At 63.1% G+C, this 12,786-nt stretch carries 14 protein-coding genes and 1 pseudogene; 8 read left to right on the top strand and 7 right to left on the bottom strand.

The window, feature by feature from the left end:
- Positions 1–56 precede the first annotated feature (56 nt).
- The 3 genes from FVF58_RS24365 to FVF58_RS24355 are packed head-to-tail and all read right to left on the bottom strand — an operon-like array spanning position 57 to position 3,018.
- Positions 57–959, bottom strand: coding sequence for an ABC transporter permease (locus FVF58_RS24365; protein ID WP_149672389.1), 903 nt, complete (start codon positions 957–959; stop codon positions 57–59).
- Positions 956–1,927: an ABC transporter permease gene (locus FVF58_RS24360; protein WP_149672388.1), complete on the bottom strand. Its 972-nt coding sequence runs from the start codon at positions 1,925–1,927 to the stop codon at positions 956–958. The genes FVF58_RS24365 and FVF58_RS24360 overlap by 4 nt, the downstream gene beginning before the upstream one ends.
- Positions 1,924–3,018, bottom strand: a complete 1,095-nt coding sequence (locus FVF58_RS24355) for an ABC transporter substrate-binding protein (protein ID WP_149672387.1) — start codon at positions 3,016–3,018, stop codon at positions 1,924–1,926. The genes FVF58_RS24360 and FVF58_RS24355 overlap by 4 nt, the downstream gene beginning before the upstream one ends.
- Positions 3,019–3,564: 546 nt before the next feature.
- On the opposite strand from FVF58_RS24355, the gene FVF58_RS24350 reads away from it, so the two are divergent.
- Positions 3,565–4,458, top strand: a complete 894-nt coding sequence (locus FVF58_RS24350) for a LysR substrate-binding domain-containing protein (protein ID WP_149672386.1) — start codon at positions 3,565–3,567, stop codon at positions 4,456–4,458.
- Between the two features lie 42 nt (positions 4,459–4,500).
- Here FVF58_RS24350 and FVF58_RS24345 read toward each other — a convergent pair whose 3' ends face one another.
- Together FVF58_RS24345 and FVF58_RS24340 are read right to left on the bottom strand one after the other, a co-directional pair.
- Positions 4,501–5,583, bottom strand: coding sequence for a calcium:cation antiporter (locus FVF58_RS24345; protein ID WP_149672385.1), 1,083 nt, complete (start codon positions 5,581–5,583; stop codon positions 4,501–4,503).
- Positions 5,584–6,017: 434 nt separating this feature from the next.
- A complete protein-coding gene (locus tag FVF58_RS24340; RefSeq protein WP_149672384.1) occupies positions 6,018–6,377 on the bottom strand; it encodes a BON domain-containing protein in 360 nt (119 codons plus the stop codon).
- 432 nt (positions 6,378–6,809) lie between these two features.
- On the opposite strand from FVF58_RS24340, the gene FVF58_RS24335 reads away from it, so the two are divergent.
- Both FVF58_RS24335 and FVF58_RS24330 read left to right on the top strand, forming a co-directional pair.
- Positions 6,810–7,439 carry a DNA-3-methyladenine glycosylase gene (locus tag FVF58_RS24335; RefSeq protein WP_149672383.1) on the top strand — a complete coding sequence of 210 codons (630 nt, stop codon included), beginning with the start codon at positions 6,810–6,812 and terminating at the stop codon, positions 7,437–7,439.
- Positions 7,440–7,733: 294 nt separating this feature from the next.
- Positions 7,734–8,075, top strand: a complete 342-nt coding sequence (locus tag FVF58_RS24330) for a DUF4148 domain-containing protein (protein ID WP_149672382.1) — start codon at positions 7,734–7,736, stop codon at positions 8,073–8,075.
- Between the two features lie 410 nt (positions 8,076–8,485).
- On the opposite strand, the gene FVF58_RS24325 is transcribed toward FVF58_RS24330, so the two are convergent.
- On the bottom strand, positions 8,486–8,929 hold the full coding sequence (locus FVF58_RS24325) for a CBS domain-containing protein (RefSeq protein WP_149672381.1): 444 nt from the start codon (positions 8,927–8,929) through the stop codon (positions 8,486–8,488).
- Positions 8,930–9,205: 276 nt separating this feature from the next.
- Here FVF58_RS24325 and ribA point away from each other — a divergent pair, with 276 nt between their 5' ends.
- Both ribA and FVF58_RS24315 read left to right on the top strand, forming a co-directional pair.
- Positions 9,206–9,856 (top strand): GTP cyclohydrolase II, encoded by a 651-nt coding sequence (gene ribA / locus FVF58_RS24320; RefSeq protein ID WP_149672530.1) that lies wholly within the window; start codon positions 9,206–9,208, stop codon positions 9,854–9,856.
- Between the two features lie 223 nt (positions 9,857–10,079).
- Positions 10,080–10,442, top strand: coding sequence for an integrase arm-type DNA-binding domain-containing protein (locus FVF58_RS24315; protein WP_149672529.1), 363 nt, complete (start codon positions 10,080–10,082; stop codon positions 10,440–10,442).
- Here the strand turns inward: FVF58_RS24315 and FVF58_RS24310 are convergent.
- A pseudogene (locus FVF58_RS24310) lies at positions 10,381–10,521 on the bottom strand (VOC family protein); the annotation flags it as partial. The gene FVF58_RS24315 and the pseudogene FVF58_RS24310 sit on opposite strands and share 62 nt — an antisense overlap.
- A gap of 740 nt (positions 10,522–11,261) precedes the next feature.
- Between FVF58_RS24310 and FVF58_RS24300 the strand changes: the two are divergent.
- The 3 genes from FVF58_RS24300 to FVF58_RS52990 are packed head-to-tail and all read left to right on the top strand — an operon-like array spanning position 11,262 to position 12,715.
- On the top strand, positions 11,262–12,197 hold the full coding sequence (locus FVF58_RS24300) for a TauD/TfdA dioxygenase family protein (protein WP_149672380.1): 936 nt from the start codon (positions 11,262–11,264) through the stop codon (positions 12,195–12,197).
- Between the two features lie 38 nt (positions 12,198–12,235).
- Positions 12,236–12,454 carry a hypothetical protein gene (locus FVF58_RS52995; protein WP_246217190.1) on the top strand — a complete coding sequence of 73 codons (219 nt, stop codon included), beginning with the start codon at positions 12,236–12,238 and terminating at the stop codon, positions 12,452–12,454.
- Between the two features lie 42 nt (positions 12,455–12,496).
- On the top strand, positions 12,497–12,715 hold the full coding sequence (locus tag FVF58_RS52990) for a hypothetical protein (protein ID WP_246217189.1): 219 nt from the start codon (positions 12,497–12,499) through the stop codon (positions 12,713–12,715).
- The last annotated feature ends 71 nt before the right edge of the window (positions 12,716–12,786 follow it).

Below are 12,786 nucleotides of genomic sequence, written 5' to 3'. Positions count from 1 at the left end.
GATGCTCCAGCAAAGTGACGTCATGCGCGCGCGCAGTGGATGAATGAGCGGCGCGCTCAAAGTGCGACCCCTTCGTCGCCGATCAGCTTTTCGAGCAGCCAGATCAGCGCGAAGTCGATCACGACGATGACGACGGCGAAACAGAACACGGTCGGATCGAGCGAGGACACCGTGCGGCTGTAGAGCCACACCGGCAGCGTCATCGTATCGATGCCGTACAGGAAGAAGGTCACCGTGAACTCGTTGAACGACACGATGAACGCGAACAGCATGCCGGCGAGAATACCGGGGCGCATCAGCGGCAGGATCACGTCGACGAGCGCGCGGCCGGGACTTGCGCCCATCACGCAGGCGGCTTCCTCGAACTCCGGGCCGATGGACGCGACCGACGCCGCGCAATTTTTCACCGTGAACGGCAGCGCCAGAATCACATGCGCGATGATCAGGCGGAACACGCCGAGTTCGACCGGCAGCACGTTGAACACCAGCAGCAGCGACAGGCCGAGCATCACCAGCGGATAAACGAGCGGCAGCGCGACCAGTTGTTCGACCGCGGGCTTGCCGCGAAAGCGGTAGCGGCTCAGCGCGTAGGCGGCGGGCACCGAGACGAGCGTGGCGATCAGCATCGTCGAGAGCGCGACGACGAGGCTTGTGGTCAACGCGGCGCCCATCGACAGCGAGTCGCTCGCATCCGGCGACACGAAGCTGTGCCACGCGGCGCGATACCAATGCAGGCTGTACGCGTGCGGCGGAAATTCGAGCGTGTCGGCCGCGCTGAACGACATCGTGATCATCGTGAGGATGGGCAGCGCGGCGAGGAACAGCACGATCGCGGCGAACAGCGCGGTGGCGCGGCCGAGCTGGCCGGGCATGATGCTCGACAGACGCGGCGGGAACGGGAAACGCGGCAGGCGTGGCGAATCTCCCGGCAGACGCGGGGTGGGAAGCGGCGTGCTCATGCGTGGGGCTCCTCGGCGAGACGCTGCGTGCGACGCACGAGGCGCTGCGAAACCGCCATCACGGCAAGCGTGGCGGCCATCAGAACGACACCCGATGCGGATGCCGCCGGCCAGTTGAGCAATGGCGCGACCTGGTCGTGGACCAGCACGGCGAGCATGGGTACGCGCCGTCCGCCGAGCAGCAGGGGCACGGCGAACGCGCTCGCGTTGTACGCGAACACCAGCAGCGCGCCCGACACGAGGCCCGGCATCGCGAGCGGCAACAACACGTGACGCAGCGTTTGCCAGCGGGTTGCGCCGAGCGTCGCCGCGGCTTCTTCATACGCGGTCGAAACGGCGCGCATCGCGCTCGAAAGCGGCAGCACGGCGAGCGGAAATGCGGTCTGGATCAGGCCGAGCAACACGCCATGCTCGCGATACAACCACATCACCGGACGCTCTACGAGGCCGCTCGCGAGCAACGCGTGATTGAGCAGTCCGGCCGGCCCGAGAATGATCAGCCAGCCGTAGCCTTGCAGCAGCAGATTGACGAGCAGCGGCAGCAGCACGCCGGCGAGCAGCAGCCTGCGCGCGAGCCGCGACTTCGTGCGCGCCATGGCCAGCGCGACGGGAATCGCCAGCACGACCGCGCAGATCATGCTTTGAAACGCGAGCCGCAACGTGAGCCAGAGCGACTTGATGAAGTAGCCGTCGAGCAGATCCGCGTAGTTTTGCAGCGTGAAGCCGCGCCATTCGTTGCCCGGCGTGCCGAAGCTCATGCGCAGCACGACCAGCGCGGCCGCGCCGAGCAACGCGAGAAACAGCAGGATCGGCGTGAGCAGCAGCCACGGCCGCGCCTTCGCCAGCGCGGTGGCGGCCGGTTGGTCCGGCGGCGTGCCGGGCGCCGCACCCAACTCCGCCTGCGGCTCCAAACCCGGCTCCGACGCCGCCGAAGCACGCCGTGAAAAGCGCGCGAGCATCGCCGTCATGCCGAGAAGATTTCGGTGTAGCGCTTGATCCACGCCGGTTGCACCACGGCGAGCGCCTTGTCGTCGTGCAGCACGGCTTTCTCGGCGATCTGCTGCGGGCTCGGCACGAATGCGCGGCTGGCGGCAGGAATCACCGCCTTCGAATTGACCGGGCCGTTCAGCACGTCGGCGGCCATGCGGCCTTGCACGCCCGCGTCGAGCGAGTGATTGATGAACGCGTGGATCAGATCGCTGTCGCCCGGGTGCGATTTGGGGATCACCGTGAACATCAGCTGCGTGGCGAAGCCTTCCTTCATGCCGTAGGTCACGGCCATCTTGTACTCGGGCTTGCGGATCTGGTCGGGGAAAAAGGCCGGCGAATAGATGCCGCCGATATCGAGCGAGCCGGTGCGGAACAGGTCGGCCACCTGGTTCGGGTTCTCGCCGAGCGTCATCACGTGGTCTTTCAGCTGCATCAGCTTCTTGAAACCCGGTTCGATGTTCTGTTGCGAGCCGCCGTTCATCTTCGCGGCGATGATCGCGAGGTCCACCGCTTCGGCCCATTCGGGCGGCGGCAGGAACACGCGGCCGGCGTACTTCGGGTCCCACAGCGCTTCGTACGAGGTCGGCGCATTCTTGACCGTCGCCGTGTTGTAGATCAACCCGTCCGACCACAGCAGATAGCCGACGCCGAAGCCGTTCGCGCCGGTGCGGTATTGCGGCGCGACGTCCTTGAGGTTCGGCAGCTTGTCGAGATCGGGCTTCATCAGCAGACCCGCGTCGCCAAGACCCGCCGCGCCGACGCCGGCGAGCGTGATCACGTCGTAGGTCGGGCGCTCGCCTGCGGCCTTGAGTTTGGCGACCATGCCGGAGGTGCCGTCGGCGCGATCGGCGATCACCTTGGCGCCGGTCTTCGCCGTGAAGGTGGCGGCGATGTTGCGCAGCGCGGCCGCGCCGGTGTCGTCCGACCAGGTCAGGAGGCGCAGCGTCTTGCCGCTGAAGTTCTGCTCCTGGGCGCGCAGGTTGATGAACGGCATCGGCAACGTGGACGCCGCCAGCGCCGTGCCGATCGCCTTGATGACGTGCCTTCTGGTCCGTTTGATGTCTTGCATGGCGGTCTCCTGTGATGAACGCCTGTTGCCTGGTGAGATTCGCTAGTGACCGCTGCCGCTGCGCCGGCTTGCGTTGCCGTGCCTCGCCGGTTTGCCTGCTGGTTGCCCGGATGTGCCGCGCGTTGATGCACTCTAGGTTTGCCAAAATCCCTCAACAAACGAAATATGCGCATGGGCGGCATGACGTAAGCTCATGCGTCGATGCTCGGGTGACGGGTGGTGGTGGCGGCGTTCGTTCGGCGGGAGCGCCGATTCAGTGGCGCATACGGGTTAACGTCCATGCATGGCGCGCTGATGTGATCGCCAGCGAGCCATGAGGAAAGCTCGGTTCTGGTGCGGCGCACACAGCGTTTCGCCCCGCGCCGGTGCGAAAAGGGCCGCGGAGCGCTGTCCGGCCGACGGCGCCATGAGCCGAATGCATGCGCGATCGCGTATTCGCCCCTCGTGCGGCAATTTCGGATCGCGTATCCTGTGGGCTTGGCGGGTGTGCCGGCGACTCGCGCCGCGCCGCCCGCGCAATGACTTTTTCTGATTCTGGATACCCCGATGCGACGCCTTCCGCCGCTCAACGCGCTGCAGATTTTCGAAACCGTCGCGCGCCATCGCAGCTTTACGCGCGCCGCCGATCACTTGTGCCTGACGCAAGGCGCAGTGAGCCGGCAGATCATCGCGCTCGAGGACTACTACAAGTTCCCGCTTTTCAGGCGGCACGCGAAAGGCCTGACGCTGACCGCCGAAGGCGAGATGCTGCTGCCCGCGGTCAAGGAGAGCTTTGCCCGCATCGAGGAGATTTCGCTGCGTCTGACCCGGCAACGCACCGATCTCGCACTGAAGGTGCCGACCTGTGTGATGCGCTGGATGCTGCCGAAAATCATGCGTTTCCAGACCGAATATCCCGATCTGCACGTGCAGATCACGACGACCTGGCAACACGCCGTCGATTTCCAGAGCGAGCCGTTCGACGCCGCGATCATCTACGCGTCGTCACCGGGTGCGGACGTGCAGACCGTGCCGTTGTTCGAGGAGCGCCTGACGCCGGTATGCGCGCCCGAGTTGCTGAAGGACAAGCCGCTGGCGCAGGTGGCGGACCTCGCGCGCCATACGCTGCTGCATCCCACGCGCGATCATCGCGACTGGAAGATGTGGCTCGCCAAGGTGGGCGAAACGGATGCCGTCGACTCCGCGACGATCGACGCCGAACATGGCCCGAGCTTCGATACGCTCGACATGGCGACCAACGCCGCGTTGCAGGGCTTCGGCGTCGCGATCAGCGACCTTGCGCTGATCGACGAGGATGTCGCGGCGCGGCGTCTGGTGCGGCCGTTCGACACCGTGCTCAAGACCGGCTGGCGCTACTACTTCGTGTATCCGGACTCAGTCGCGCATCAGCAGAAGCTGAACCTGTTCCGCGACTGGATCGCGGCGCATTGGCAGGAGTAGAGCGGCGCGCAGCAGCGAAGAGGCCGCACGCCGGCCGCCGCTTCAAGGCGCGAACGACAGGAACAGATAGGCCGCGAACAGCGACAGATGCACGGCGCCTTGCAGAATCGTCGTGCGTCCGGTGCTGAGCGTGAGCGTGCCAACCACCAGCGTCAGCGCCAGCAACACGGTCTCCTTGCCGTTGATGCCGAGCACGAGCGGCTGCCCGGTGTACAGGAACACGCCGGCGACGGTCGGAATGGTCAGGCCGATACTGGCCAGCGCCGAGCCGAGCGCGAGATTCAGGCTGTTCTGCAAGCGGTCGGCGCGCGCCGCGCGCACGGCGGCAAGGCCTTCGGGCAACAGCACCAGCGCGGCAATGATGATCCCGACCACCGCCGGTGGCGCGCCCGCATTCTGCACCGCGGTTTCCACGACCGGCGACAGCACCTTCGCGAGCAGCACCACGGCGACGAGGCACACCAGCAGCAGCACGCTGCTCGTGAGCGCGAGGCCGACGCTCGGCGGCGCGGCATGCACGTCTTCGTCGGGCACGCCGGCAAGGAAGTAATCGCGATGGCGCACGGTCTGCACGAACACGAATACGCAATACAGCACCAGCGACGAGATCCCGGCGAACGCCAGTTGCGAAGCCGACAGGATCGGACCCACGCTGGTGGTCGTGTAGTTCGGCATCACGAGCGTCAGCACGGACAAGGAGGCGAGCACCGCCAGCGCGGCGGCCGCGCCGCGGCTCTGGAAGTCCTGCTCCAGATGGCGGAGGCCACCCACCAGCAGGCAGAGACCGACGATCCCGTTACACACGATCATCACTGCCGCGAACACGGTGTCGCGCGCGAGGCCGGCCTTTTCGGGGCCGGAGGTCAGCATCACCGACACGATCAGCGCTACTTCGATGACGGTCACCGCCACTGCCAGCACCAGCGTCCCGAACGGCTCGCCGACGCGATGCGCGACCACTTCCGCGTGGTGCACCGCGGTGAACACCGCCGCGCATAGCGCCACGCCGACCAGCGCGAGCAGCAGCGCGTTGCCCGGCATCGCATACGCGGCGCCGAGCACGAGCCAGGCGATACAGGGCGCGACCAGGGTCCAGCGGGGAAGGACAGGCGTGGGTGCGGTCATGCGGGCTTCCTTTAGATGCTTGTCAATGACTGGGGCGGCGCGGCATTGTCCCGGATCGAAGCGGGCATATTGTTAAATCAATGTATCAACAATAATTCGTAACATATTAAATTATAAGGGATAATTTTCAGCGATCGTGATTTCGCTAGCGTTCTGGCGCGGCATTGGCGGCAGACGTCATGATGCCCCCGGGCGGCGGGCTCGTCGCGACGCAAAGGAAGAAGATTCGTGGAGAAAGATCGCCTGCGCAGAACTGCGAGGCTGGTGTGCGGTGTGACTGGGATGGATGACGCTTGCGCCGGGCGCGCGCGAGTCGGGTCGGCCGATTCGCAGGGTACGGCGCCGGACCAACCGCTTCGACACCGATCGGGGGCACCAATGCCGCGTAGCCGGACACTGGCGCCCACCTGTTTCCCTACAGCAAAGCTATCCGGTTACTGGCCGCCTTCCGCACGAATCGTCAGCGCATTCTTGACCGACTTCACGCCCGGCACGCCTTGGGCCGCTTTCGTCGCGATGTCGAGTTGCGACTGTTCGGGCACTGAACCGGCCAGCGTCACGTCACCGTCACGCGCGCGCACGGTGATGTTCGCCACGCTCACGCCCTTCGTTTTCGCCAGCGTGCCGCGGACCTTGCGTTGCAAGGCGCGGTTAGCCGCCTTGGTCTCCTTGGCCGTCGGCGCCGCCGTCGTGGCCGCAGGCGCTGCAGCGTCGCTGCTTTGCGCATAGGCATTGAGGGACGCCAGAACGATCAGCGCGCCGCCGATCATCTTCATTGCCGGGAATGCTTTCATTCAACTTTCTCCTATTGTCATAAGTACGCAGTCCCCGGATGGGGACGGTCTGCTACACCAACGAGTAAGACGGGATCAAATCTGAAAGGAACGGTCATGCGCGCCGCGCGAAAGCTTTCAATCCGTATGCCGATTCGGGCCGTGTTCAAGCGTGCGCAACCCGGCAAAGGCTGACTGCCGGCAGGAGAGAACAATACAACAATTAGTGCCATGTTGAGGCCGCGCTGCCTCGAAATGAGGCTTTGGCACAACGAATGGACCGATGAAAACAGGGCGATGTCGTGGTATCACTTACTTGATTCAGGTTTTGCGTGATCTTTAATCCGCTTTCGGCGTGGCTTTCCCAACCTTTGGGAATAATCTGCGCATACTGATCGCGGGCATTCATTTGAAACTTCGTCGATCGAATTTCGATAATGGGGACCGACACGCATGCGACACGAATTGCTTCCGATCGCGCCGTTGCGCCGCGACGATTTACCGGTCGACACGGTCGCACTGGCGCGCTTCATGGTCGGCAAATATCTCGTGCACGATCTGCCGGAAGGGCGCATGAGCGGGCGGATCGTCGAAACCGAGGCTTACCCGCTCGGCGATCCCACCAGTCATGCGTTTATCGGCCGTCGTCCGCATAACGGAGCGATGTTTCTCGCGCCCGGTCATGCGTATGTGCGGCTCACCTATGGACTGTCGTACATGCTCAACATGTCCGCTGAAGCGCACGAGATCGGCGCCGGCATCCTGCTGCGCGCGGTCGAGCCGCTCGAAGGGTTGCCGCTGATGGAAGCGCGGCGCCCCGGCGTGCCGCTGCGCGATCTCGCGCGCGGTCCGGGCCGTTTGACGATGGCGTTCGGGATCGGCCCGACATTCGACGGCCGCGATCTTTGCACGGGACGCGGTCTTTGGATCGGCGTGATCGAGCGGGGCGACACGCCGATCGGCGTGACGACGCGCATCGGCTTGTCGCGCGAAATGCATCGGCCGCTGCGGTTTTTCGAACCGGGCAGCGTGTTCGTCAGCGGCCCGCGAAAACTGCTGTTGATGCCGCATTCCGGTGCATGAAAAACACGCGCAAATTCGACTGCCAGCGCCCTCGGTCGTGGTAAAAGCCGCTCAGATCAGACGTATTTTCGAAACATCAGACGCATCAGATTACGACGCCGACAATTATTACTGGAAAGGGAAATTTAAATCGCATCGCTCCGGTAACTTCCGGGAAATCTTGCGAATCAAGCAATTATGTATCGTTAAATTTAGGGTTTTCCCGTGGCATTCTGGTGACTAGACTGAATCCATTCGCTTCGCACTTTATGTGGAAAGCGATGCAAAGAAAACCAGGTCTGGAGGTAAGTCATCATGAAATCGCTCATCAAGGCAGTCGCAATTGCAGCCGTTCTCGCAGCTCCGGTCGTCGCGTTCGCGCAGGCGAGCCAGCAACCCGTGACGCGCGCGGATGTTCGCAACGAATTGATCCAGATTGAACACGCTGGCTACAACCCGGCCACCTCGAACGACGTCAGCTACCCGGCCGACATCCAGGCCGCCGAGCACCGTGTGCAGGCACAGAACCCGACCGTCGCGCAGATCCAGCCGGTCGCCGATACAAGCGGGTATGGCGCGCCGATGAGCGGTTCGTCGCAAGCAGGCGGCATGCTGCAGCCGATGAGCGGGCCGAAGGGCGTGTATTTCGGGAATTAAGTTTTCGATAGTGGACAGGAGTCGAATCGGGACACGGTGGGCCGGTGTGTCCGGCCACCCGTCGCGCGGCGCGGCGAATGGCGCACAAGCGTGCGCAGAACCACGTCCGCCTGCACGTCTATGAGGAATCTGAGTTAGTCACAGCGTCAGTGCGGGCGGTGTCGATGACGCGCATCGGATGACATCGCCACGCGATCAAGCCGTGCGTGATCCGCGATCCAGCGAGCGCAGCGGTGCATCCGCACGCTTGCGCCATGCCGCGCGTGAGGTGAAGCGCGCCCGGTTCAATTCAAGGAACCTCCGCTGCCGCAAGGTAGCTTCGCCCAACCTATTGAAGATTGGGCTTTTTTTGCACCGTTTTTCGCGCCCGCGCAGCGGTTCTCGCGGCAATCAGCATGCCGCGGCGGCCGTCAAGGCCGCTCGCCGTGAATATAGAACTCGAGCTGCTGAATCGTGAATTGCTGCTCGGCGATGATGTTCTTCACCAGGTCGCCGATCGACACCATGCCGACCAGCCGGTCGTTCTCGATCACCGGCAAGTGGCGCATGCGCCGCTCGGTCATCAGCGCCATGCAGTCCTCGGTGGTCTGGTCGGGACGCACGAAGCGCACCGCCTTGCTCATGATGTCGCGCACCGGCGTGGCCTTCGACGATCGGTCCATCAACACCACCTTGCGCGCATAGTCGCGCTCCGTGATGATGCCGGCGATGCTGTCGCCGTCCGTCACGACCAGTGCGCCGATGCCCTTTTCGGCCATCAGTCGGATCGCCTCGTAGACGGAATCGTCGGCGCCGATCGTGTAGACGCCGGTGTTGGTCGGTTTCGTTTTAAGAAGCTGGGCAACGCTTGTCATGGAGCGGCTCCGTTTCGCAGTGCAGCGCGCCGGCACGGCGCGCTGTCGTGTGGGACAGGCTATTCCAGTATAGGCGGGACGCGCCGCCCCAGTAGTTCGGGAATACGTGTGGCGCGCCGCGCGTTCAATTGGGGTAGCGCTGCCGCAGCGCTCCATGCGCCGCTCCGTGCACCAAGCAGGGACATACGGGTGCGCTACGCGGATTAGCGGTAAACTCCCACTCCATACCTTATCCCCGGTTTGATCGGGTTCATGTCAGCACCACTGTCCAACGCCATGCTCACGTCTCACGATCCATCGCCAGCAGCAAACGGCGCAATCAACGGCGAGTGCGTCGTTCTCGACGCCACCGCCACGCTTCCCACGCGCTACGGCACGTTCACTTCCTACGTGTTTCGCGTGTGTGAGAGCGGCGCCGAACATCTCGCGCTCGTGATGGGCGACGTCGCCAACCAGTCGTCCGTGTTGACGCGCCTGCATTCCGAGTGCCTCACGGGCGACGTGCTCGGTTCGTACCGTTGCGACTGCGGCGAGCAACTCGACCTCGCGCTGCGCTATATCGCGGCCGAAGGCTGCGGCGTCCTGCTGTATCTGCGCGGTCACGAAGGGCGCGGCATTGGCCTGTCGAACAAGATTCGCGCGTATGCGCTGCAGGAGCAGGGGCGCGATACCGTCGAGGCCAATCTCGACCTCGGCCTGCCGGACGATTCGCGCGAATACGATTCGGCCGCGGGTATTCTGCGCACGCTGAAGGTCACGTCGGTGCGCTTGATGAGCAACAATCCGGAGAAGTTCGACACGCTGTCCAAGCATGGCATTCCGGTGTGCGAGCGGGTCGCGCTGGCGATTCCGATGCGCGAGGAAAACGAGCGCTATATCCGCACCAAGCAGCTCAAGTTCGGGCACTACTTCGACGAAAACGAATAGCGCAAAATCGTTACTTTGCGACAGCCTTATCTATCAAGGCTGTCCGGCCTCAAACCCTTGACCCGTAAGCGATTGCGGGAAGAACGCGGCAACCCGGCAGGCTCAACGACACTGATCAAGAGATTGCAATACTTCACCGGCTGGCGTGACTTTTGGGTCTATTGATTCGAAAAACCTACGCCGGGGTCTACGCATCCGGAAAAACCTGCGCCGGGGTGACCGGATGCGTTTTGACGCGCGAGCTGCGAGCAGGCTGAATGCGGGCGAACACCTGACGTTCGACTGCTTTCCTGGCTTGCGCCTACAGGTGACTCATAGCCGCAAGTCATGGACCTACCGCTACAAATCGCCGCTCGATCAGCGGATGCGTCAAATCAAACTCGGCGAGTGGCCCGCAATGGGATTTCCGGCTGTGATAGCGGAGTGGGAGAAGCAACGGGCATCACGGGACGGCGGCGCAGATCCCGCGGCGGCGAAGCGCCAGTCCAGACAGACGGGCTCTCGGTACGCCGGCGTCGATGTCCGAAGCCGATCAGCGCGTTATGCGTGGCGCCGTCGGCGTGCGTGCCGCCGCGCTGCACCGTGAAGCCGAGCGAACTGAAGTTGCCGATGGTCTGCTCGAGATCCTGCACGCGGATCACGATATGGTCGAGTGAAAGAGACATGCGGGACACGCTCCTCAGATGGGTAGTCGAAGAGTATGCGAAGGCGTTGGAGAAAACACTAGCAACGGATTATCGATTGCATAGTGCCGTGGGTGGATACGGGCACGTTGGTGAGAATTCTTGTGAGGCCTGCCTGCGGATCGCCGCTTCGCGCGCGGGCGCATCGTCGCCAGCTTCCCCGAGTCACTCGCTCAAGCGAGGCCCAGAACACCAAGCCATGCCTGGCCGATCAGATCATGCGACGCATCGGCGTTAGGTGGATGGAACGCGCCGGCACGGACATCGCGATAGCGTCGCCCCAGTTCCGCCTCTCTGGCCAGGGCACCCGCTCCGGATTGTTCGGCACGCCAGCAGGAGCACGCCAATCACCCGATCCGCACGCGCGACGGCACCCGTCCAGCACGGTGTCGTCGCTTCGCGTCAGTGAAGCCCATAACAGCTAATCCGACGATCACGCAGCACGCACGGCTGCGCGAAGGTTTTGCTGCGATGCCTCACATTTTTAAGTGAAACAAAACAGGTCAGGTTCACTGCGAACTTGATATCACGATGTGGCTAACGTTCGACTATAGGTAATCGATAGCCGGAGGGGAAAGAAGCTTTCGTTCGAATCAAGGCATCGCGAGAACGACTAAACGAATTTCACGCCTTCGCCTATGCATGCGCCGAATTGTTGGTTGCCGGTGCCGTCTTCCTGCTGCTTTCATGGAGTCCGCTATCGACCCCACCAGGAGGACGCCATGAGTACAGTGTCTGAGCTTCAGCATCCGCAATCCGCCGATCACCAGGATCTTCGCGTACGCCGATACAAGCCGCTGGTCGGCGCCGTGATCGAGAACGTCGATCTGTCCAGATCGCTCAGCGACGAAAACCAGCGAACCGTGAGGCAGGCACTCGTCGATCATGGCGTGATCTTTTTTCGCGAGCAGACGCTTACGCCAGAACAGCATGTCGCGCTGGCACGCGTGTTCGGCACCCCGGTTCGCAAGAACATCTATCTGCCAGCCGTCAAGGGCTTCCCGGAAATCGAGGTCATCGCACATAGCGAGAAAACACAATCCGGCGGCACCGACAACTGGCACGTCGATGTTTCCTGGCAACCCCAGCCGCCCAAGGCCACCGTCCTCCACGCGCAGGAGATTCCTGAGGGGGGCGGCGGCGACACGATCTGGACCTCGTCGGCGGCAGTCTACGACTTGCTGGATCCCGATCTGGCCCGCTACTTCGAGAAGCTGAAAGCGGTGAACACCTTCTTTGCCTCGCCGAAGAAGCACGCGCTTGCCGATCTGTTGAGCGGCTACGACATTCCCGAGGGTACGAGCGAACAGAGCGTCGAGGCTGGACTCGCGCGAGTGCGCGATGCGGCGCAAAAGTATCCGCCGATCGAAGTGCCGGTCATCAAGACGCACCCTGAAAACAGCCGCAAGCTGGTGTTTGTGAATGAAGGGCATACGAGTCATCTGCTCGGCGTCTCGAAGACGGCAAGCCAGAGTCTGCTGAATTACCTGTACGACCTGATCAAGACGCCGGAAGTGCAGGCGCGCTTCGAGTGGCGTGCCGGCGATGTCGCGATCTGGGACAACCGTCAGGTCCAGCACTATGCGGCACGCGACTACTACGGATCGGCCCATCGTCGCATTCACCGCATCACGCTGGAGCACGACGGCGTGTTCTGACCGGCGCGCTTTCAGGAATGGATCACGGAGATCGAAGCATGAGGAAAATCGCGCGTCACTGGCGGCAGCGGGCTGCACGGCGGTTGTATCTGGCGTCGCTAACGTCGCTGATCGCAGGCGTGGTGGGTTGCGGCACACCCGCCTTGGCGCAGACCCCTGAGAAACTCGAACTGCGCTATCAGGGCTGGGCCAGCAAAGTGCTGTATCCGGAGTTGGCCGAAGACCTGGGATACCTTGCGCCGATCAAACTCAAATAGATCGGCAATACGATCAGCGGGCCGCAGGACATCCAGGCCGCAGTGACAGGCGACGTCGATTTCGGCGGTGCGTTCAACGGGTCGATCGTGAAGCTGGTGGCCGCGCATGCGCCGGTGAAGGCAGTCATTTCCTATGTGGGCACCGACAAGGAGACCAACGGCGGACTGTTCGTGCTGCAAGGCAGTCCGACCTTCCGGGAACGGCCAGTTCCAGCCAATCCGCGACCGCCTGCCACTGTCAGCTCCTGGACTGGCTGGTGACGCTGAATCAGTTCACCGCGAAGCTTAGTGCGCTTCAAAAAGCAATGGTCTTAATAAGCTAAACTGGGCTA

Source organism: Paraburkholderia panacisoli (assembly GCF_008369935.1).
GTDB classification, from domain to species: domain Bacteria; phylum Pseudomonadota; class Gammaproteobacteria; order Burkholderiales; family Burkholderiaceae; genus Paraburkholderia; species Paraburkholderia panacisoli.
Note: the sequence above shows the minus strand (reverse complement) of the source record. Positions and strands in the feature narration are given on the sequence as shown.